The sequence below is a fragment of the Sphingomonas adhaesiva genome (assembly GCF_002374855.1).
GTDB lineage: Bacteria > Pseudomonadota > Alphaproteobacteria > Sphingomonadales > Sphingomonadaceae > Sphingomonas > Sphingomonas adhaesiva.
Genome location: NZ_NWVC01000002.1, coordinates 144334 through 163561 on the forward strand (window position 1 = coordinate 144334; position 19228 = coordinate 163561).

General features: G+C 69.0%; 22 protein-coding genes, 1 tRNA gene and 1 pseudogene. 10 read left to right on the plus strand and 14 right to left on the minus strand.

What is annotated here, in order from left to right:
• Positions 1-2: 2 nt before the first annotated feature.
• From rsmH to COA07_RS05145, 4 genes are all read right to left on the minus strand, one after another.
• Positions 3-953, minus strand: coding sequence for a 16S rRNA (cytosine(1402)-N(4))-methyltransferase RsmH (gene rsmH / locus COA07_RS05130; protein ID WP_066711119.1), 951 nt, complete (start codon positions 951-953; stop codon positions 3-5).
• Positions 950-1453, minus strand: a complete 504-nt coding sequence (locus COA07_RS05135; protein WP_066490392.1) for a division/cell wall cluster transcriptional repressor MraZ — start codon at positions 1451-1453, stop codon at positions 950-952. Before COA07_RS05135 ends, rsmH begins: the two co-directional genes overlap by 4 nt.
• 399 nt (positions 1454-1852) lie before the next feature.
• Positions 1853-2173 (minus strand): hypothetical protein, encoded by a 321-nt coding sequence (locus COA07_RS05140; protein ID WP_066711120.1) that lies wholly within the window; start codon positions 2171-2173, stop codon positions 1853-1855.
• Positions 2174-2222: 49 nt separating this feature from the next.
• Positions 2223-3203, minus strand: a complete 981-nt coding sequence (locus tag COA07_RS05145) for a cysteine synthase A (protein WP_066711122.1) — start codon at positions 3201-3203, stop codon at positions 2223-2225.
• A gap of 170 nt (positions 3204-3373) precedes the next feature.
• On the opposite strand from COA07_RS05145, the gene COA07_RS05150 reads away from it, so the two are divergent.
• The 3 genes from COA07_RS05150 to aat all read left to right on the plus strand — a co-directional run bounded on the left by COA07_RS05150 (position 3374) and on the right by aat (position 5328).
• On the plus strand, positions 3374-3760 hold the full coding sequence (locus tag COA07_RS05150) for a hypothetical protein (protein ID WP_066711124.1): 387 nt from the start codon (positions 3374-3376) through the stop codon (positions 3758-3760).
• A gap of 111 nt (positions 3761-3871) precedes the next feature.
• Positions 3872-4579: a ParA family protein gene (locus tag COA07_RS05155; protein ID WP_066711126.1), complete on the plus strand. Its 708-nt coding sequence runs from the start codon at positions 3872-3874 to the stop codon at positions 4577-4579.
• The gene (aat, locus tag COA07_RS05160) at positions 4579-5328 is read left to right on the plus strand and encodes a leucyl/phenylalanyl-tRNA--protein transferase (RefSeq protein ID WP_066711128.1); all 750 of its coding nucleotides are present in this window, start codon (positions 4579-4581) and stop codon (positions 5326-5328) included. The genes COA07_RS05155 and aat overlap by 1 nt, the downstream gene beginning before the upstream one ends.
• 35 nt (positions 5329-5363) lie before the next feature.
• On the opposite strand, the pseudogene COA07_RS18755 reads toward aat, so the two are convergent.
• The 4 genes and pseudogenes from COA07_RS18755 to COA07_RS05180 form a co-directional block, all read right to left on the minus strand.
• Positions 5364-5819: pseudogene (locus COA07_RS18755) on the minus strand (DUF2155 domain-containing protein); the annotation flags it as partial.
• The gene (locus COA07_RS05170) at positions 5816-6211 is read right to left on the minus strand and encodes an NADH:ubiquinone oxidoreductase subunit NDUFA12 (RefSeq protein ID WP_066711132.1); all 396 of its coding nucleotides are present in this window, start codon (positions 6209-6211) and stop codon (positions 5816-5818) included. The gene COA07_RS05170 and the pseudogene COA07_RS18755, both read right to left, overlap by 4 nt.
• A 99-nt stretch (positions 6212-6310) precedes the next feature.
• Positions 6311-6883, minus strand: coding sequence for a cold-shock protein (locus COA07_RS05175; RefSeq protein ID WP_245842020.1), 573 nt, complete (start codon positions 6881-6883; stop codon positions 6311-6313).
• 72 nt (positions 6884-6955) lie between these two features.
• Positions 6956-7486 carry a regulatory protein RecX gene (locus COA07_RS05180; protein ID WP_245842021.1) on the minus strand — a complete coding sequence of 177 codons (531 nt, stop codon included), beginning with the start codon at positions 7484-7486 and terminating at the stop codon, positions 6956-6958.
• A 102-nt stretch (positions 7487-7588) separates the two neighbouring features.
• Here COA07_RS05180 and COA07_RS05185 point away from each other — a divergent pair, with 102 nt between their 5' ends.
• The 6 genes from COA07_RS05185 to nusG all read left to right on the plus strand — a co-directional run bounded on the left by COA07_RS05185 (position 7589) and on the right by nusG (position 13361).
• Positions 7589-9346: a fatty acyl-AMP ligase gene (locus COA07_RS05185; RefSeq protein WP_066713440.1), complete on the plus strand. Its 1758-nt coding sequence runs from the start codon at positions 7589-7591 to the stop codon at positions 9344-9346.
• 208 nt (positions 9347-9554) lie between these two features.
• A complete protein-coding gene (locus COA07_RS05190) occupies positions 9555-11804 on the plus strand; it encodes a putative bifunctional diguanylate cyclase/phosphodiesterase (protein WP_096640705.1) in 2250 nt (749 codons plus the stop codon).
• A 77-nt stretch (positions 11805-11881) separates the two neighbouring features.
• Positions 11882-11957: transfer RNA gene (locus tag COA07_RS05195), tRNA-Trp, on the plus strand.
• Between the two features lie 172 nt (positions 11958-12129).
• Positions 12130-12375 carry a hypothetical protein gene (locus COA07_RS05200; RefSeq protein ID WP_066711415.1) on the plus strand — a complete coding sequence of 82 codons (246 nt, stop codon included), beginning with the start codon at positions 12130-12132 and terminating at the stop codon, positions 12373-12375.
• A 232-nt stretch (positions 12376-12607) separates the two neighbouring features.
• Positions 12608-12805 (plus strand): preprotein translocase subunit SecE, encoded by a 198-nt coding sequence (secE, locus tag COA07_RS05205; RefSeq protein ID WP_066484356.1) that lies wholly within the window; start codon positions 12608-12610, stop codon positions 12803-12805.
• A gap of 19 nt (positions 12806-12824) precedes the next feature.
• A complete protein-coding gene (nusG, locus tag COA07_RS05210; protein ID WP_066484352.1) occupies positions 12825-13361 on the plus strand; it encodes a transcription termination/antitermination protein NusG in 537 nt (178 codons plus the stop codon).
• A gap of 87 nt (positions 13362-13448) precedes the next feature.
• Here the strand turns inward: nusG and COA07_RS05215 are convergent, their stop codons facing one another.
• Positions 13449-14531: a fatty acid desaturase family protein gene (locus tag COA07_RS05215; protein ID WP_066711421.1), complete on the minus strand. Its 1083-nt coding sequence runs from the start codon at positions 14529-14531 to the stop codon at positions 13449-13451.
• Positions 14532-14650: 119 nt separating this feature from the next.
• On the opposite strand from COA07_RS05215, the gene COA07_RS05220 reads away from it, so the two are divergent.
• Complete coding sequence (locus COA07_RS05220) at positions 14651-15802, plus strand: hypothetical protein (protein ID WP_066711416.1); 1152 nt, start codon at positions 14651-14653, stop codon at positions 15800-15802.
• Positions 15803-15924: 122 nt separating this feature from the next.
• Here the strand turns inward: COA07_RS05220 and COA07_RS05225 are convergent, their stop codons facing one another.
• From COA07_RS05225 to COA07_RS05245, 5 genes are all read right to left on the minus strand, one after another.
• Positions 15925-16206 carry a hypothetical protein gene (locus COA07_RS05225; protein ID WP_066711417.1) on the minus strand — a complete coding sequence of 94 codons (282 nt, stop codon included), beginning with the start codon at positions 16204-16206 and terminating at the stop codon, positions 15925-15927.
• Positions 16207-16361: 155 nt separating this feature from the next.
• A complete protein-coding gene (locus COA07_RS05230; protein WP_066711418.1) occupies positions 16362-17180 on the minus strand; it encodes a transporter in 819 nt (272 codons plus the stop codon).
• Positions 17177-17947 carry an exodeoxyribonuclease III gene (gene xth / locus COA07_RS05235; RefSeq protein ID WP_066711419.1) on the minus strand — a complete coding sequence of 257 codons (771 nt, stop codon included), beginning with the start codon at positions 17945-17947 and terminating at the stop codon, positions 17177-17179. Before xth ends, COA07_RS05230 begins: the two co-directional genes overlap by 4 nt.
• Positions 17948-17989: 42 nt before the next feature.
• Positions 17990-18334 (minus strand): iron-sulfur cluster insertion protein ErpA, encoded by a 345-nt coding sequence (gene erpA / locus COA07_RS05240; protein ID WP_066484340.1) that lies wholly within the window; start codon positions 18332-18334, stop codon positions 17990-17992.
• 93 nt (positions 18335-18427) lie between these two features.
• Positions 18428-19138, minus strand: coding sequence for a M23 family metallopeptidase (locus tag COA07_RS05245; protein WP_096640576.1), 711 nt, complete (start codon positions 19136-19138; stop codon positions 18428-18430).
• Positions 19139-19228 lie beyond the last annotated feature (90 nt).

The window sequence follows — 19228 nt, forward strand, 5'->3', positions numbered from 1 at the left end:
CGTTACGCCTCCAGAACCCAAGAAGCCGCCCCGGTACGCCGGGCGGTACGAAGTGTGGCGGAGCGGGCGCGCGGGTTCGCGGCCAGCTCCTGCTCGCCCGCGCGCACCGCGCGGGACGTGATCTCGAACGTCGGCGCGCGCGTCGGCGCGGCAACCGGCATGTGGCGCGATCCGCCGGGCGCGCCGCCCGACCGGTCGCGCAGGAACCGCTTGACGATGCGATCCTCCAGCGAATGGAACGTCACCACCGCCAGCCGCCCGCCGGGCTTCAGCGCGCGCTCGGCCGCCTCCAGCCCGCGCTCCAGCTGGTCCAGCTCGCCGTTGACGTGGATGCGGACCGCCTGGAACGCGCGGGTCGCCGGGTCCTTCTTGTCGTGCGGGCGGTGGCCCAGCGCCTTGCGCACCACCGCGGCGAATTGCGCCGTGGTGGCCAGCGGGCGCGCCGCCACGACCGCGCGCGCGATCCGCCGCGACTTCGGCTCCTCGCCATAACGGTAAAGGACGTCGGCGATCGCCTCCTCATCCGCCCCGTTCAGGAAATCGGCCGCGGACATGCCCGCCTGACTCATCCGCATGTCGAGCGGGCCGTCCGCCTGGAACGAGAAACCGCGCGCCGACTGGTCAAGCTGCATCGACGACACGCCGATGTCCATCGTCACGCCATCGACGGGCGACAAGTCGCGTGCCGCCAGTTCCTCGGCCATCGCCGAGAAGGTCGCAGGGACCAGCACCAGCGCGCCGGCCGCCTCCTCCACTAGCGCGCCGCCGGCGTCGATCGCATCGGGATCGCGATCGAACGCGATCACCTGCGCACCGCGTGCCAGGATGCCGCGGGTATAGCCGCCGGCACCGAAGGTGGCATCGACGTGGCGCTCGCCGGGGGCAGGGGCAAGCGCGTCGATCACCTCGTCCAGCAGGACCGGGATGTGCGGCATGGTGGCGTCACCGCTCATGACAGGGAAATCCCCTTGTCCTCGCAGGTGAATTCCACGAATTCCTTCAGGAACGGGTCGATGCCCGGCGTCTCGATCAGGATCTGCGGCGCCCAGATGGTGATCCAGTTGAACGACCCCAGGAACACCGCGGCCGCGCCGATCCGCGCATAGCGGCGCTCGAACGTCGGCATGATGAAGCGGCCCGATCCGTCGAACGGCAGTGGCTCGGCCCCGCCCGCGCGGTCCAGGATGTTATAGTCGACACGCCCGCTCTTCTCGAACTGCGCGGCGTCCAGCGCCTCCAGCTTCGCCTTCCAATAGGGCACGAAGCCGGGGTCGTAGGCGATCAGGCAGCGGTGTTCGGGGTGCGGCGCGATGATGACGGTGCCGCCGTCCTTGCCATCCTCGCGCGGGGCGTTCTTCGCCAGCATCGCGCGCAGGGTGTTGGGAATGGCTACCCGGCCCTTGTCGTCGACAAGGCCCAGTCCCTTTCCCTGATAGTCCACCCTTTCTGCCACGCCCACCTCGCACGCGGGGCGCAAAACCGAGCTGCCCGGCGAACGGCCATCGCCGCCCGCCGACGATCTGCGTCGGTCACCAACAGTGGTTCTGCCCCCAATGTCGTGTTGGAGGATGTATCAGGGTTAATCGGGGATGAGAAGGGATTTTCGGGGAAGATCGGGGATCAGCCGCAAAATCCTTTGCCATCCGGCGGATCCGCCGGGAACGGAAGCGGCGACCGGGCGATCGGCTGATTAAGATCGCGCGCGATGGGCGGTTCTGGGGCACGATTCCCCGCCCTTCCCCGCCCCGTCCCCGGTTCTCCCCGACGCGAAACGGCAGGACGCGTCGCCACGACGTGCGACTCCGTGCCGGCGCGCGGAAAACGGGCGATCATCATGGCCGGATCGCCGCGCTCAGTGCGCGGCAGAGGGGGAAGCAGCGGGCGCAGGGGTGTTCGCCGCCGCCGGAGTGACGCCCAGTTCGGCAAGCGGCTCGTTGCTGGCCGATGGCGCCGGGGCGGGCGCGACCTGGTTGGTGACGACCCCCGCGGGGTCTGCCGCGCCGGCGGCGGCCTTCGTCGAGGCATCGTGATCGACACTGGAGAAGACCGCGCTGGCCAGCCCGATCAGCAGGACGATCGCCGCCAGCCCGCTCATCCCCACGCGCACGCGCTGGCGCACCTGATCGGCCTGTGCGCGCTCGGCGCTGTCCTTGTCGCGATGCGGAACCTTCATTTCGTCCCGCGATCGTATCCGATCGCCGCGTGCGTGTCGATTCCCGCGCTCACGCGGTACGCCGCACCAGCCCCTTGGCGGTCAGCCACACCGGATCGTAGAGCGTCGACAGATAGCGGAAGCCGGTATCGCACAGGATCGTCGCGATGCGCTTGCCCGGCCCCAGCTCCCGCGCCAGTCGCACCGCGCCCGCCACGTTGATGCCCGACGACAGCCCCAGGCACAGCCCTTCCTCGCGCAGCAGCAGGTCGACCCAGTCGAGCGCCTCCTGGTCGGCGATGCGGAATTGCGTGTCGACCGGCGCGCCTTCCAGATTGGCGGTGATCCGCCCCTGCCCGATCCCTTCGGCGACCGACGACCCTTCGGACCGCAGCTCGCCATGCGCATAATAATCGTACAGCGCCGCGCCGTGCGGATCGCTCAGCGCGATGCACACGCCCTCATCCTTCGCCTTCAGCCCCAGGCCGACACCCGCGAAGGTGCCGCCGGTACCGACCGCGCAGGTGAAGCCGTCGATCCGCCCGTCCATCTGCGCCCAGATCTCCTCGGCGGTGCCGGTGATATGCGCACGGCGGTTGGCGATATTGTCGAACTGGTTGGCCCAGATCGCCCCCGGCGTCTCCTCCGCGATCCGGCGCGAAGTGTGCACGAAATGGCACGGCGAGGAATAGGGCGCGGCGGGCACCGTCACCAGCTCCGCCCCCAGCGCGCGCAGCGTGTCCATCTTTTCCTTGGACTGGGTGTCGGGCATGACGATGATCGTCCGGTATCCCTTGGCATTGGCGACCAGCGCCAGCCCGATGCCGGTATTGCCGGCCGTCCCCTCCACGATCGTCCCGCCGGGCGACAGCAGCCCGCGCTCCTCGGCGTCCTCGACGATCGACAGCGCGGCGCGGTCCTTCACGCTGGCGCCGGGATTCGCGAACTCGCACTTGCCGAAGATGTCGCACCCGGTCGCCTCGCTCGGCCCCTTCAGTCGGACGAGCGGGGTGTTGCCGATCAGGGCCAGCGTATCGGGGGTCGTATGCATGGCGCCTAGATGCTTGCGCGGCCCGCGCGGCGCAAGCGATCGAAAAACTTTCGTCGCCGATGGACCGCCTTTGAGGCGCCGGCATAGCGGCCATTCGCGCGCGCGGAAAAATCGGTCGTTTGCATCGCGCCCTTGACGTATTTTTCCGCATAAGCGAAGCGGCAAGGGCTATGAAGACGCTCCCCCTTCTTCCCCTCGCCGCCGCGATCTTCGCGCTCGCAGCATGTAACTCCGAACCGTCCAAGCCGCAGGTGCTGGACTCCAACCCGGATCCGATGGCCTCGACGCTCGCCAATGCCGCGCCGGTCGAGCTGCCGCCCGCGATCAAGGCGGACAAGACGATGCGCTGCAAGGACGGCAGCCTCGTCTACGTCACCTTCTTCCAGGGCGACAAGCAGGTGGTCGTGCGCACCGAAAAGGGCGGCACCCCCACCACCCTGAAGGGCGCGGAAGCGGGCAAGCCGCTGACCGCGGAGGGCGGCTGGTCGCTGACCGGTTCGACCACCGACGTCACGCTGACGCGCCCGGGCAAGTCGGCGATCGCCTGCCACTCCTGATCGCGCATTCCATCGTTCAACGCCCTTCCCGCGCCATCGCGGGGAGGGCTTTTTCTTGGGCATCGTACCGCGCCTTGCCGGGCCGGCGCGGCGCCCCTAACATCCGTCAACATGATCACGATCGCGATCTACAGCCTGAAGGGCGGCGTCGGGAAATCGACCCTCGCGGTAAACCTGGCGTGGTGCGCCTCCGCCCTGTCGGCGCGGCGGACCTTGTTGTGGGACCTCGATCCGCAGGCCGCGTCCAGCTGGATCCTGGGCGACGGCGGGCAGCACGACCGCGCGCAGGCGCTGTTCTCCCGCGATGTCGCGCCCGCCAAGATGATCGAGCGCACCCGGTTCGACCGGCTGGAGCTGTTGCCCGCCGACCATTCGCTGCGCGATCTCAACCACCTGTTCCGCGAACTCGACAAGAAGCGGCGGCTGCGAAAGCTGATCGCCGACCTGGGCGACCATGACGTGGTGATCCTCGATTGCCCGCCGGGCCTGACCGAAACCGCCGATCAGGTCGCGCGCGCCGCCGACCTGATCGTGGTGCCGGTCATCCCCTCCCCGCTGTCGCAGCGCGCCTTCGCCACGGTGGAGGCGCAGTTCGGCGGACAGGTGCCGATGCTGCCGGTGCATGTGATGGTCGATCGCCGCCGCGCGCTGCATGTCGAGGCGATGCAGCGGCATCCCGACTGGCCCGCGATCCCGATGGCCAGCGCGGTGGAAAACGCCACTGCGCGCCGGCTGCCGGTCGGCGTCGCCGCACCGCGCAGCCCGGTCGCCGCCGCCTTCACCCATCTGTGGCGGAGGATCGAACGACGACCCGCCTGATGACGGATCCGGCCCCCGCCCCGCTCGACCCGTCGCTGCTGCTCGGCGCCTATTCGGTCGGCGTGTTCCCGATGGCGGACAGCCGCGATGCCGCCGACGTCTATTGGGTCGAACCGCGCCGCCGCGCGATCCTGCCGCTGGACGGCTTCCACCTCTCCCGCTCGCTGCGCAAGGTGATCGCCGCGGATCGTTTCCGCGTCACCGCCGACCAGGCCTTCGAACGGATCATCGCGCTGTGCGCGCAGGCGGCCGACGACCGGCCGGAAACGTGGATCAACGGCGCGATCGAACAGGCCTTCGTCCGGCTGCACGCGCTGGGCCTGGCCCATTCGGTCGAATGCTGGGACGGCGCCACGCTGGTCGGCGGCCTCTACGGCCTGGCGATGGGGCGGGCCTTCTTCGGCGAAAGCATGGTCAGCCGCGCACCCAATGCGTCGAAAGTCGCGATCGCCACGCTGGTGGCGCGGCTGACGGCGGGCGGGTTCACGCTGCTCGACTGCCAGTTCATGACCGATCATCTCGCCTCGCTGGGGGCGGTGGAGATCGACCGCAGCCGCTACATGGCGTTGCTGGGCGATGCGCTTTCGGCGACCGGCTCGTCCGCCGGGGCGGCGTCCTCCGCCTCGGTCGATGCCGCATCGGCGGCGTCCGAGGGGGCGGGCGATTTCTTCGCGCTCGACCGGCTGGCCAGTTCCGACGCCGCGCCTTCCGGGAAGCTGACGGTGCAGCTCTTGGCCCACACGTCATAGACCGGGTGCAGCACGACGTTCAGCTGCGGGCGTTCCTTGTACAGCCAGCCCGAAAAGACCCGCCGCCACTGCCCGTCGATGTTGCGTACCGCCAGCTGGACGAACGCGCCGGTCAGCTGCTCGGTCTCCCACGGTGCGGTCCTTTCGCATGCGCGCAGCCGGATCACCACGTCACCGACGCGCAGCGCCTGGCCCGGGCGCATCGTCACGTCGCGGCTGACGCCGTTGCGCTTGTTGAGCAGGCCGAGCACCGCCACCCGCTCCGCCATCGGCGTCTTGCCGTAGTCGACGGTGGCGTCCTGCGCATCCAGCTGCACGGTGTCGCCCGCGCCGGGCGCATCGGCGCCCGCGGTCGCGGGGACCGCATCGGGCACCGCCTTGCTGACTTGCGGCGCGTCGCGCCGCCGATCCCCCAGCACGTTCACGCCGGTCCAGGCCGCGCCCGCCACCGCCACCACGACCAGCCCGCCGATCGCGAGCCGGCGGATCATGCGTCGGGGTTCCACGCCTCATAATCGCCGGTCGCGGCGGCGCGGGTGCCGCCCTTCTCCAGCGCGCCCATCGGACGATAGGCGAGCGCCGTGCCGGTCATGTTGGGCACCGCCGGCTTCTGCCACGCGCGCGGCGGGGGCAGCACCTCACCGGGAACGCCGTCCACCTGCCGGTGCAGCCAGCTGAACCATTCCGGCGGAATGCGGCTGACGTCGTTGGCGCCGGCATAGATCACCCAGCGGCGCGGCTCGCCCGCGGTATCGCGGCCGCCCTGCCAATAGGTGTTGCCCAGCGAATCCTCGCCGACCTGCTTCATGCCGCGCAGGCCGTACAGGATGGTGCCCCAGGACGCGCCGGTCCACCAGGTGAACGGATTGAGATTGATGCCCATCGTGAAACGCCGCTTACCCGCGCCGGCGCGGCGCTTCAATGGCGAATGGGCGGATCATCATCTCAATGGCGAATGGGCGGATCATCGTCGCGCGCGCGATCATTCGTGGAGCGCCACGCCGATCGCCAGCGGCCCCTTGCGCCCCTCGACGATCCGCGCGCGCAGCCGCTGGTCGGGGTCGACCTCCGCGATGCCGGCGCGGCGCAGGGTCTCCATATGGACGAACACATCGCCCGGACGCACGTCGGCGGTCAGGAAGCCATAGCCTTTCAGCCGGTTGAACCATTTCACCGTCACGTCTTCCCATTCGCCCGCCTGATCGACGAGCGTCGCGGGGTCGATTCGTTCGCGGTCACGCTCGCGCAGCGCCTCCACCGCGACGCTGGTGTCGATCGCGGTGATCTCGGTCGCCTGCCAGCCCTTCACGCTGCGGATCGCCCAGCCGTCGACCCGCGCACCTTCGGGCAGGGTGCGGCGGCCGAACGCCTGCAGGACGCTGAAATGGATCAGCACGTCGCCGATCTGCGCATCGTCGGCGACCAGGAAGCCGAAGCCGCGCGTCGCGTCGAACCATTTGAGCACGCCGGACACCGCCACGGCGGCCGGTGCCGCTGGCGCGTCATCCTGTTCGACCCCGCCGCCCCCGGCGGGTGCGTGTACCTGTTCTCCCACTTACGTCGGTCCCCTGTTGGGAGGAATGCCAACGGTTGCACCGCACAAGGCGCCAGCGCAAGCGCCGATGCGTCATTCGGGTTCGGGAATGTGTCCCGGGGGGCTGGCCAGGATGCGGCGGGCGATATCCATGCCGTGCCCGGCCCGCAGCAATGCGGCCACCTGTCGCTCGCGGGTGCGCGGATCGGCAGGAACCTCGGCGAACGGGCCGATGCGGCGGCGGCGCGCCAGTTTCAGCGCGCTGTCCCACGCCGCGGCACGCGCCTCCGCCAGCGCGACGGCGGCATCCGGCTCAGCCACGCCCGCCGCGCGCAGCGTGTCGGCGACGCGCCGCACGCCATAGCCCGCGCGGGTCAGCGCCGCGCCCTTCATGGTCGCGAAGCCGCGATCGTCGACATAGCCGCGCTCCGCGAACCGCTGCGTCAGCGCGGCGATATCGGCCGGCTCCCCGTCCCAGCCGCGCTCGCGGATCTTGCGCAACAGATATTGCGCCAGCTTGCCGCGCGTCGTCGCGAACCGCTCGACATAGCGCAGCGCCAGCCGCTCCAGGGCGGGGGCATCCAGCGGCGGCGGCGGGCGGGAGGAACGCGATCGGGGCGGCACGCCATGTTTGTGCCACACTGGTCACCGATTTTGAACGTCTCGGTAATGCATTCTTTACCGATCGAGATTGCGCGACGGCCATCGTTGCGACAGGGACAGACGATGACGACGACTGAGACTGCCACCACGATCGAAGGGCCGCTGCCCACGCCCACCGCCGATCCGCTGCCGCGCCGCTTCGCCGATTTCGCGACGCTGGCCGAGGCGCTGGACTATGCCGGGCAAACCGCGCGTGGCCTGAATTTTCACGATGCGCGCGGCACGCTGCAGCGGGCCTACCGGTTTTCTGAGCTGCGCGACGACGCCCGCGTCAGCGCGCTTCGCCTGATCGCCGCCGGGATCGCACCGGGCGACCGGGTCGCGCTGGTCGCGGAAACCAGCGCGGAATTCGCGGCGCTGTTCTTCGGCACCGTGCTGGCGGGCGCCTGGCCGGTGCCGCTGCCGCTGCCGACATCGTTCGGCGGGCGCGATTCCTATATCGACCAGCTGCGCGTCCAGCTGGCGAGCTGCGATCCGAAGATGCTGATCTACCCGGCGGAGCTGACGCAGATGGCCGGCGCCGCCGCCGAGGCATCGGGCGTCGAGGGCGTCGACTGGACCGCCTTCTCCACCCGCCCCGCGCCGGCCGCCGATCTGCCGGCGCTGGCCAGCGACGACGTCTGCTACCTGCAATATTCCAGCGGCTCGACGCGCTTCCCGCACGGCGTGGCGGTCACGCATCGCGCATTGCTCAGCAACCTGGCCGCGCATGCGCACGGGATGCAGATCGCCGCGACGGATCGCTGCATCTCGTGGCTGCCGTGGTACCACGACATGGGGCTGGTCGGCTGCTTCCTGTCGCCGGTCGCCAACCAGGTATCGACCGATTACCTCAAGACCGAGGATTTCGCCCGCCGTCCGCTGTCGTGGCTCGACCTCATCAGCCGCAACGAGGGCACCTCGCTCAGCTATTCGCCGACCTTCGGCTATGACATCTGCGCGCGCCGCATTTCCAGCCAGACCAAGGCGTCGGACCGCTTCGACCTGTCGCGCTGGCGTGTCGCGGGCAATGGCGCGGACATGATCCGGCCCGACGTGATGCAGGCGTTCGTCGACGCCTTCGCCGATGCCGGGTTCCAGGCCACCGCCTTCCTGCCCTCCTACGGCCTGGCGGAGGCGACGCTGGCGGTGTCGCTGATGCCGGTGGGCGAAGGCATCCGCGTCGAGCTGGTCGAGGAAACCGAGCTGTCCGGCGGGCAACGCGGCGGCGCGGATCGCCCGCAACGCTATCGCGCAATCGTGAACTGCGGGAAGCCGGTGCGCGACATGGAAATTCAGGTCCGCGAGGAAGACGGCACGCCGCTGCCCGACGGCGCGATCGGCAAGGTGTGGTGCCGCGGCCCGTCGGTGATGGTCGGCTATTTCCGCGATCCCGAAGCGACCGCGGCGTGCATGGACGGCGACTGGCTGGACACCGGCGACATGGGCTACATGTCGGACGGCTACATCTTCATCGTCGGCCGCGCCAAGGACATGATCATCATCAATGGCCGCAACCACTGGCCGCAGGATATCGAATGGGCGGTCGAACAGCTGCCGGGGTTCAAGGCGGGCGACATCGCCGCCTTCGCGATCACGACGCCGGGCGGCGAGGAAACCCCCGCCGTGCTGGTCCAGTGCCGCAGCTCGGACGAGGCCGAGCGTCGCCGGCTTCGCGATGACATCCGCGACCGCGTGCGTTCGGTGACGGGCATGAATTGCGTCGTCGAACTGATCCCGCCGCGTACGCTGCCGCGCACCAGCTCGGGCAAGCTGAGCCGGGCGAAGGCGCGCAACCTGTATCTGGCGGGCGAGATCAAGCCCTACGACCTGGCCGCCTGACCCGGCCACGCCGCGCCGGGGACGATCCCGGCGCGGCGGGTTTTTCCCGCCATTGCGGTGCATTCGACGCGTCCGGCGCGGCGGCGGGTCAACGGTTCGTCAACCTGCGCGATGATAGCAGGATGAGGTGACCGCTCCCCCGCTCCCCTTCGGGCCTGATGCCTGGCTCGCTGCGCTTGGCTTGCGCGGGGATGCGGATGCCGAACGGATGGCGCGCCGCGTCCAGCTGCGCGCGGCCGCACGGCGCGCGCCGCTGCTGCTGGCGGCGCAGATCGCGGCGATCCTGGGCGTTCTAGCATGCCTGCCCTCCCCCTTCACGCAGCCGGTGTGGCCCGGCTGGGCCGCCGCGACCGCGCTGGCCGCGGCGATCGTCTGCGCCCGCCGACGCCGCGACCTGCGCAGCGACGATGTCGCGGCGATCCGCGGCGCCGGGATCGACGGCATCGCGCTGGGCGCGCTGTGGGCCGGCACGACCTGGCTGGCCGTTGCGGCGGGCGGCGGCGCACAGACCATTGTCCTGTGGATGCTGATCTGCGCGCTGGCGCTCGCCATGGCGACGGTGCGGCTGATGGCGCTGTCGCTCGGCTTCGTGGTGGCTGCGGTGGCGGGTGCGGCGGTGCCGCTATGGGTCGCGACCGGGCCGGTCGCGGCCATCCCTGCGCTGTCGATCCCGCTGCTCGCCGCCGCGATCGCCGTCGCGCGGGCGCAGGCGCTGCTGGCGGCCGAACGCGCCGCCCAGCGACTGGTGGAAAGCGAGGCCACCGTCCGGCTGGCGCTGCACGAATTCGATCCCGACCACGCCGACTGGTTGTGGGAAACCGACGCGGCGCGCCGCATCGTCCGGGTCGGCGCGCGCTTCGCGGAAGTCTGCGCCCGCGATCCCGCGGAGATCGAGGGCGTCCCGCTGCTCCAGCTGCTCGCCGGTCCGTCATGGGACAGCGGCGCCTTCCACCCCGGGCTGCGCCAGCTGGCCGACCGGCTGAAGAACCGCGACAGCTTTCACGGCGTCATCGTCCCGGTGCTGGCCGGCGACCAGCAGCGCTGGTGGACGATCGCGGCCACCCCGCGTCACGACGCCGGCGGGCATTTCGCGGGCTTTCGCGGCGTCGCGTCCGACATCACCGAACAGCATGTGTCGACCGAGAAGATCCACCGCATGGCGCGGTTCGACACGCTGACCGGGCTGCCCAACCGCCTGTTCGTCAACGAATCGCTCGGTCACGCGCTGGTCGATGCGGAACGGCGCGGCATCCGCTGCGCGTTCATGATGATCGACCTCGACCGGTTCAAGGCGGTCAACGACACGCTGGGCCATCCCGTCGGCGATCGCCTGCTGGAACGCGTGTCGCGCCGGCTGACCGGGCTGATGAGCGAGAACGAGTTCATCGGGCGGCTGGGCGGCGACGAATTCGCCGTCGTGGTGCGCGATGCCAGCGATCCGCAGCGCGTCGAGCAGCTGGCCCATGCGATCATCGACACGCTGTCGCGCCCCTATGAGGTCGATCAGCACACGCTGTTCATCGGCGCGTCGGTGGGGGTCGCCACGCACCCGCGCGACGGGCGCGCCGCCGAAACGCTGATCCGTTCCGCCGATCTGGCGCTGTACCGGTCGAAGGACCGCGGCGGCGGCGTCTTCCACGCCTACGAACCGCAGTTGCATGCAGAGGCGGAGGAGCGACGCCTTCTCGAACTGGCGCTGCGCAAGGCGTTGGAGCGGGACGAATTCCACCTCAACTACCAGCCGGTCGTCGACGCGCGTACCGGCGACCTGCGCGGGTTCGAGGCGCTGCTGCGCTGGCAGCATCCGGAACTGGGGCTGATCCCGCCCAATCGTTTCATCGGCATCGCGGAGGAGACGCGGCTGATCGGCGCGATCGGCGCCTGGGTGGTCCGTACCGCCTGCATGGAGGCGGCGCGCTGGCCAGCGCCGATGCGCATCGCGGTCAACGTGTCGCCAGAACAGCTGCACCAGCCGCAGTTCCTCAACATCGTCGCCGATGCGCTGGGCGACAGCGGCCTCGACCCGTCGCGACTGGAGCTGGAGGTGACCGAAAGCGTTTTCCTGCGCGAGGGGCTGGGCGCGACCAAGGTGCTGGAGAAGATCCAGGCGCTGGGCGTCGGCCTCAGCCTCGATGATTTCGGTACCGGCTATTCCTCGCTCGGCTATCTCGGCCGCACGCGCTTCACCTCGATCAAGATAGACCGCAGCTTCGTTCGCAACGCCGCGAGCGGCACGCCCGAGGCGGTCGCGATCATCCGCGCCGTGGTGGCGATGGCCGACAGCCTGGGGATGGCGACCACCGCGGAGGGGGTGGAGACGGCACGCGAACTCCAGATGGTGCAGCAACTGGGCTGCACCTGCATCCAGGGTTTCTATTTCGGGCGCCCGCTGGCGGTGGCCGACGCACGCGCGCTGGCATTGCGCAACGGCCAGGCCGCGACCAGCGCGGTCGCCTGATCGCACCGCAGGTCGGCCGCGGTTCACGACACCGCGCTTGACTCGCGAACGGCGGCCAGCCATGTGCCCGCCGACACAGGAGTGTAGCTCAGTTGGTAGAGCATCGGTCTCCAAAACCGAGGGCCGTGGGTTCGAGTCCCTCCACTCCTGCCATTTTTCCCGATAGTGATCCGATATCGCGGTAGCGCCTGTGCGCCGGCCGCCGATGGCGCCGTTGTCGCGCTGCACAAAAAATACCCGTCACTCTGGAACCTTTTGCTCTAGCCGATGTTGGCGGAAGGCGTTGCCGCGTGTTGGGGGCGCTGACTTTTAGGGAGCCACTTTTATGCGTAACATCCTGGCCGGCGTCGCCGCGCTCAGCCTGATCGCCGCCCCGACGATGGCGTCGGCGGCCCCCGCCGCTTCGAACCCGGCCGCGAGCCTGTCGGTCGCGAAGTCGCGTGCCGCGACCCCGTCGGCGAAGCAGAGCGAGCTGGGCGGCGCGGGCATCTTCGGCGCGATCATCCTGGCGGGCATCGCCGCGATCGGCGTCATCGCGATCGTCAACGACGACAATTCCGACAGTAACTGATCGGACGCGGCGCGCATTCGCGCGTTGACGGTATGGGGCCGGGCGGCGACGCCCGGCCCTTTGTCGTTGCGGCGGAGGCGCTGCGTGGGGCACCACGGGCCACGCTTGCCTTTTCCCCGCGACGATCCTATGTCCGCCGACACATCCGACAGCGCGGACGGTTCATCACCTTTTCCCTTCCGGGGACAAGGTGGCGGACCTATGCCGGGTCACCATTGCAAGGCTCCACCACGTGGCGAAGACTTCACCGCTGGAATTCATCAATCAGGTTCGCGCCGAAACCGCGAAGGTCGTGTGGCCGACCGGTCGCGAAACGGTGATGACGGGCGTGATGGTCGTCATCATGACGACGATCCTGGCGCTCTTCTTCCTGGGCGTCGATTCGATGTTCAACGCGGTGGTCAAGCTGCTGCTCAGCCTGGCGCAGTAAGGACGGGAATTTCAGTACGATGGCGCGCTGGTACATCATCCACGCCTATTCCGGGTTCGAGGGCAAGGTCCGCGACTCGATCATGTCCGAGGCCGCCCGCATGGGGCTGGAACAGCTGGTCGAGCAGATCGAGGTTCCGACCGAGACCGTGACCGAGGCCCGCCGCGGCAAGAAGGTGTCGGTCGAGCGCAAGTTCATGCCCGGCTACGTGCTGGCCAAGCTGAACATGAACGACGACGTCTATCACCTCGTCAAGAACACGCCGAAGGTGACCGGCTTCCTGGGTTCGTCGGGCAAGCCTCAGGCGATTTCCGAGGCGGAAGCCGCGCGGATGCTCCAGTCGAAGGAGGAAACCGCCGCCGCGCCGAAGACCAAGGTCAAGGTCGATTACGAGATTGGCGACGCGGTCAAGGTGCTGGAAGGCCCCTTCGCCAGCTTCAACGGCACGGTCGAGGAACTCGATTTCGACAAGAGCAAGGTCAAGGTGTCGGTCAGCATCTTCGGCCGCGCCACCCCGGTCGAGCTGGACTTCGAACAGGTCGAACGCAGCAAGTAACCACCACCGTTCCCGGACGGTGCGTGACAGCAAAAGGCCCGCGGATCGTCATGATCCGCGGGCCTTTTTGTCGGCGGCGACGGACGATCAGCGCGGCCGCAGCGTCGCGATCGTCAACTTGCCCACCAGCCCCGGCAGCCCGGCGTAGTTCGCCTTGTAATAGGGCGATCCCGGCTCCAGCACCGCGCTCAGCCGGCGGTGCGCCTCGCCCAGCGCATGGTACGGCACACCCGGCAACAGGTGATGCAGCGCGTGGTAGCGCAGCCCGATCGGCGCCCACAATGCAGGCAGCAGCGCCGGCGGGGGTACGTTGACCGAATCCAGATACTGCGCGGTCACCGTCATCACCTCGCCCTCATTCTCCCACAGATGCGCCACCAGCGTGCGCACCTGATTGATGAGCGCGACGCCCGACCCGACCAGCACGAACGCCACGAACGCCTTCAGCGGCAGCACGCCCGTCACGGTCGCCGCGATCAGCGCGATCGCCCACACGCTCGTCGCCGCCTCCCACAAGGTCCAGCGCGTACGCTCCTCGCCGGTCGGCATCCGGCGCCGGAACGACGGGTTGATCGACAGCGCCGAATAGCGCGCGACCACCGCCGTGCGCAGCGGCGGGGCCACCGCCGACAGCGGCGCCAGGATCGCAAAGCGGATCAGCAGGCCGATCGGCGCCAGCAGCGACACGATCACGAACACCGGCAGCGTCCACGGCTTCATCAGCGCCAGCGGCAGATATTCCGGATCCTCCGCGGTGCCGTAGCGCGTGCGCGCGTGGTGCAGGTTGTGAACCCCCTCGTACATGAACGACGGGATCATCATCGGCACGCCGATCAACAGGTTCCAGCCGGTGCGGAACCCCGGCAGCGCGCTGTGCTTCACATGCGTCAGCTCGTGGATCATGCTCATGCCGCGATACAGCGCCAGCATCGACACCAGCCCGGCCAGGATCGCCCAGCCGGCGGACGGCGTCACCACCGCCGCCGCCAGCGCGCCATAGCCGACCAGCGCCGACACGATCAGGTCGGCCCAGTAGATGCGCGGATCGGGACGAACCAGATCGCGGGTCAGATCGGCGGCGGCCTTCAGCATCGCCCGGTCGTCGGCGATCGCGACGCGCGCGGGCGATGCCGCGGCCGACGTGCGATCCATGGTAAGCGAAGTCGTCATGACATTGTCCATTGCCTGAACATAGTGGCGACACGGTGGCCATCACAGGGGGGCGGCGGGGCGTGGTTGTGCAAATGCTCGCTCGCCATGATCGACGCAGGCGTTTATTCAGCGGCGCCATGAGCCAGCCGACCATCACCCCCGTCACCACCAAGGCGCAGCGCAAGACCTTCGTCGACCTGCCTTTTCGGCTGTACCGCGACGATCCCAACTGGGTTCCCCCGCTCAAGGGCGAGTCGCTGGGGCTGATCACGCCGGAGAAGAACGGCTGGTACAGCCATGCCGAGGCGCAGCTGTTCCTGGCGCATCGGGACGGCGCGGTGGTCGGGCGCATTTCCGCGCATATCGACACGCTGGCGGTGACGATGGACCCGGCGCAGGGCTTCGGCCCCGGCGTCGGCCAATGGGGGCTGATGGAGGCGGAGGACGAAACCGTCTTCGCAGCGCTGATGGCGGCGGCGGCCGACTGGCTGCGCGGCAAGGGGATGGTGCGGGCGCTCGGCCCGATCTCGCAGTCGATCTGGGAAGAACCCGGGCTGCTCATCGAGGGCTACGACCACGCCCCCACGGTGATGATGGGCCATGCCAAGCCGGAATATCGCGACTGGATCGAGCGTGCCGGCCATCGCCCGGTCAAGCAGCTCAAGACCTACGAACTCGATATCACGCAGGAATTCCCGCCGATCGTGAAGCGGATCATCCGTTCGGGCGAGAACAACCCGAAGATCGTCGTGCGCCAGGTTGACAAGCGGCGGTTCGAGGAGGAAGCCGCGATCATCCTCGACATCCTCAACGATGCCTGGTCGGACAATTGGGGCTTCATCCCGCTCACCCCGCCGGAGATCAAGGACGTCGGCGTCAAGCTGAAGCCGATCGTCTTCAACGACCTGATCCGAATCGCGGAGATCGAGAGCAAGCCGGTCGCGTTCATGATCACCCTGCCCGACCTCAACGAGGCGATCGCGCCGCTGAACGGCAATCTCCTCCCGTTCGGCTGGGCCAAGCTGCTGTTGTGGCTGCGCAAGCCGCGCGTGCGCACGATGCGCGTGCCGCTGATGGGGGTGCGCAAGGAATTGCAGTCGTCGCGGCTCGCCAGCCAGCTGGCCTTCATGATGATCGAGGCGATCCGCAAGGCGTCGGTCGACCATTACGGCGCGTCACGCGGCGAGATCGGCTGGATCCTGGACGACAATCAGGGGATGAATTCGATCGCCACCGCGATCGAAAGTCACGTCAACAAGGTCTATCAGATCTACGAATGCGATCTGTAAGCGGCACGGCGGCGAGCCTCGCCGCCCGGACCGGGAACAGCATCGCCAGCGCGATACCGATCACCGGGTGACGCCGACCGGCAGCGCGGCCGGCGTCACGATGTGACCCTCTTTCCATCGCGTTACAGGTTAGCCGGGACATTGACGCCCGCCAACTTCCAGTCGGCGCGGGTGCGGCAGCTGCGCGTCGCGATCCGGCTGCCGGTCGATTCCATGTCGTAGCAATAGAGCGTGTTCTTCGCGCGCTTCTTCGGCGCGGCATCGGCGACCGGCGCGCTGTCGCTGCTGGCCGGGGTCGTGACGGCGGCATCGGCGGCAGGCTTGGCGACGCCCGGTTCGGCGTGCGCGGCCGGCGCGATCGCGACCAGCGAGGCGAGGATGGCGGCGGTGAACATGGTCTTCATGGCGTGTCTCCCTTATCCCATCGGCGGGACATGGGAGGCATTGCACGCCGCGTGCCAATTACAATTACCTCGATATTGCAGTGACTTGCGGTGAATATGGCAGGTGTGTTACCGCTTTAGGCCACCAACTATCGGCGCGATCCGCCGATGGTTGGTCAGAACGCCACCGCCCCGCCCACCACGACGCGCGCGTCCGGTGCGACATCGTTCAGCCCGCCGACCAGCAACAGGTCGATCTGCGTCCGCTTCGTCGGCTGCCACGCCAGCGACACCGCCGCCAGCGTCTGCGTCGTCGCGCCCATCGGATCGTCGTCGCGCTCGGCGGACAGTTCCGCCACCGCGGTCACCGCGTCGCTGAGCGCATAGCCCAGGCCCACCACGCCACTGACATCCAGGTGCCGCCCATGGCGATCCTGATCGGCCTGCGCCGCCGCCTGCCCGGTAAAGTCGATGCTCCAGCGATCGTCGATCTGGTAATAGACCGGCACCACCATCCCCGCCGACCAGTCCCCCGCGCCGATTGCCTGTCCGCCGACCGGCAGCGTGACATAGGGCTGCACCGCGGCGGACAGCGCCTTGCCGTCCGGGTGGCTCAGCGCGCGGCGAAAGCCGAGCGTCACGTCGCCGGGACCGGCGATCCGCGACACCGCCGCGCCCGCCAGATCGCGCGTCCGCACGCTGCCATAGGGGGTCCAGCCGACCTGCACCTCCGCATTCCGGCTGACGCCGATCCGCGCCACCACGTCGCCGTACAGCAACGTGTCGGTTTGCTCGCCGTCCTGCCGGTCGCGCGTCCAGTCGACGCCGGACATCTCCACCTGCACCTGCCCCGGCAGGGTGGTGCAGCCGCTTGCGCCCAGCGAGGGGCGGTTGGGGCAGAAGCGCACGTCGCCATTATCGCCGCCGCCGCCCTGCGCCGCCGCGGGCAGCGCCGCCAGCAGCGCCAGCGGCGCCAGCATCGCCAGCCCCCTCACCGCAGCCGCACCCAGGTGGGGGCATGATCGCTCGCCTTCTCGCGCCCGCGATACGCCTTGTCGACGCCCGCTTCCGCCAGCCGGTCGGCGACCGCGGGGCTGAGCAGCAGATGGTCGATGCGGAAGCCCGCGTCACGCTGCCAAGCACCCGCCTGATAGTCCCAGAACGTCCACACGCCGCCGTTCGGGTGACGCGCGCGCAGCGCGTCGGTCCATCCCTGCGCAACCAGCCGGCGGTATCCCGCGCGGCTTTCGGGCTGCATCAGCGCGTCGCTCGCCATCGCCTTCACCGAAAAGACGTCGTCGTCATTGGGGATGACGTTGTAATCGCCCGCCAGGATCGTCGGCCGCTCCTCCGCCAGCAGCACCGCCGCACGCTGCGTCAGCCGCTCGATCCATCGCAGCTTATAGTCGAATTTCGGCCCCGGTTGCGGATTGCCGTTGGGCAGATAGATCGACGCGATCACCAGCCCGAACACCTCGCATTCCAGATAGCGACTGTGTTCGTCCTCCGGCTCGCCCTCCAGCCCGCGCTGCCGCTCGACCGGGTCGACGCCACGCGCCAGCACCGCGACGCCGTTGAACCCCTTTTGCCCATGCCAGACCGCGCCATAGCCGGCGGCGCGGATATCGCCCTCCGGGAACGTATCGTCGCTGGATTTCAGCTCCTGAAGACACACCACATCGGGCTGTTCTTCCTGGAGATATTCGACAAGCCGCGGCAGGCGCGCCTTGATCCCGTTGACGTTGTAGCTGACGATCTTCACCCACCTGTCCTACCAAGCCGGACGGCGGTGTCGAGCCTCACATCATACCGAGAAGCTGGTGCCGCAGCCGCACCCGCTGGCGGCATTGGGATTGTCGACCTTGAACGACGCGCCGCCCAGCGACTCGATGTAATCGACGCTCGCCCCGCGGACGAGATCCAGGCTGATGTCGTCCACAACCAGCCGCACGCCATCGGTTTCCACTACCACGTCCGCGGCCTCGGGCGCGTCGGCGAAACCGAACTTATACTGGAAGCCCGAACAGCCCCCGCCCTCCACCGACAGGCGCAGGATCGCGGGCTTGTTCTGCCGCGCGGCGATGGCGGCGACGCGCGCCGCAGCGGCGGGGGTCAGGGCGATATCGGAAGCGGGAGCAAGCGTGGCCATGCGCGAAAGATAGGCGCACGCGTGCCAAACGGAAAGGGCCGACGGACCCGTCAGGGTGCCGCCGGCCCTTCCCCGTAGAACCGGGTAAACGTGTCAGTCCTGCGGTGCAGGGCCGGTGGTGGACACCGGAATCTGCCCGACCGCGCGATCCTGCGCCGCCAGCAGATAGTCGGCGGTGGTCAGGAACGGCACCGGGTTCACCGCATGGCCGTCGATCCGCACTTCGTAATGGAGGTGCGATCCGGTCGAGCGGCCGGTCGAGCCCATCAGGCCGATCAGCTGCCCGCGCGTCACGCGGGTGTTGTCGGCAACCAGGATCTTCGACAGGTGTCCGTAACGGGTGGCGATGCCGCGCCCGTGGTTCACCTCGATCATGTTGCCATAACCGCCTTGGCGCCCGGCGTGCGAGATGACGCCGTCGGCGGTGGCGTAGATCGGCGTGCCGACCGGGCCGGGGATGTCGACGCCCGCGTGCATCGCCGCGGTGCCGCGGAACGGATCCGAACGGATGCCGAAATTGCTGGTGAACTGCAGCTTCTGGACCGGCTGGACCGAGGGGATCGCGATCCCGCCCTGCTGCATTCCGCCGTCGAGCTTCTTCCAGCTCATGAACAGCGAACGGAACTGCTGGTCCGCGGCCAGGTCGCGGCGCGCCTCGAGGCTGCCGGTTTCGACCAGCGGCCCGCCGACCGCGGCGGGCGCCTCGCCGGTCGGTTCGGCCTGCGCCGGCAGGATGGCGATTGCGGCGGCGGCAACGGCGGCCAGGCTACCCAGTCGTACGGTCAGGCGTGAAAAAGCGGTCATCGAACCCCAGCGAAGATCATGATGCCGTCGGAGCCACTGCCCGCCGGCTTCCCCTTTTGTCGTCCGTGTCCGGAAGAACGTCCCCCGCTC

Coding starts and splice junctions, on each gene's coding strand:
- nusG (WP_066484352.1), top strand. CDS start 12,825: ATGGCGCGCTGGTACATCATCCACGCCTATTCCGGGTTCGAGGGCAAG.
- COA07_RS05185 (WP_066713440.1), top strand. CDS start 7,589: ATGACGACGACTGAGACTGCCACCACGATCGAAGGGCCGCTGCCCACG.
- COA07_RS05200 (WP_066711415.1), top strand. CDS start 12,130: ATGCGTAACATCCTGGCCGGCGTCGCCGCGCTCAGCCTGATCGCCGCC.
- COA07_RS05215 (WP_066711421.1), bottom strand. CDS start 14,531: ATGACGACTTCGCTTACCATGGATCGCACGTCGGCCGCGGCATCGCCC.
- COA07_RS05145 (WP_066711122.1), bottom strand. CDS start 3,203: ATGCATACGACCCCCGATACGCTGGCCCTGATCGGCAACACCCCGCTC.
- COA07_RS05245 (WP_096640576.1), bottom strand. CDS start 19,138: ATGACCGCTTTTTCACGCCTGACCGTACGACTGGGTAGCCTGGCCGCC.
- COA07_RS05190 (WP_096640705.1), top strand. CDS start 9,555: ATGGCGCGCCGCGTCCAGCTGCGCGCGGCCGCACGGCGCGCGCCGCTG.
- COA07_RS05225 (WP_066711417.1), bottom strand. CDS start 16,206: ATGAAGACCATGTTCACCGCCGCCATCCTCGCCTCGCTGGTCGCGATC.
- COA07_RS05140 (WP_066711120.1), bottom strand. CDS start 2,173: ATGAAGGTTCCGCATCGCGACAAGGACAGCGCCGAGCGCGCACAGGCC.
- COA07_RS05155 (WP_066711126.1), top strand. CDS start 3,872: ATGATCACGATCGCGATCTACAGCCTGAAGGGCGGCGTCGGGAAATCG.
- COA07_RS05150 (WP_066711124.1), top strand. CDS start 3,374: ATGAAGACGCTCCCCCTTCTTCCCCTCGCCGCCGCGATCTTCGCGCTC.
- aat (WP_066711128.1), top strand. CDS start 4,579: ATGACGGATCCGGCCCCCGCCCCGCTCGACCCGTCGCTGCTGCTCGGC.
- rsmH (WP_066711119.1), bottom strand. CDS start 953: ATGAGCGGTGACGCCACCATGCCGCACATCCCGGTCCTGCTGGACGAG.
- COA07_RS05220 (WP_066711416.1), top strand. CDS start 14,651: ATGAGCCAGCCGACCATCACCCCCGTCACCACCAAGGCGCAGCGCAAG.
- COA07_RS05170 (WP_066711132.1), bottom strand. CDS start 6,211: ATGGGCATCAATCTCAATCCGTTCACCTGGTGGACCGGCGCGTCCTGG.
- erpA (WP_066484340.1), bottom strand. CDS start 18,334: ATGGCCACGCTTGCTCCCGCTTCCGATATCGCCCTGACCCCCGCCGCT.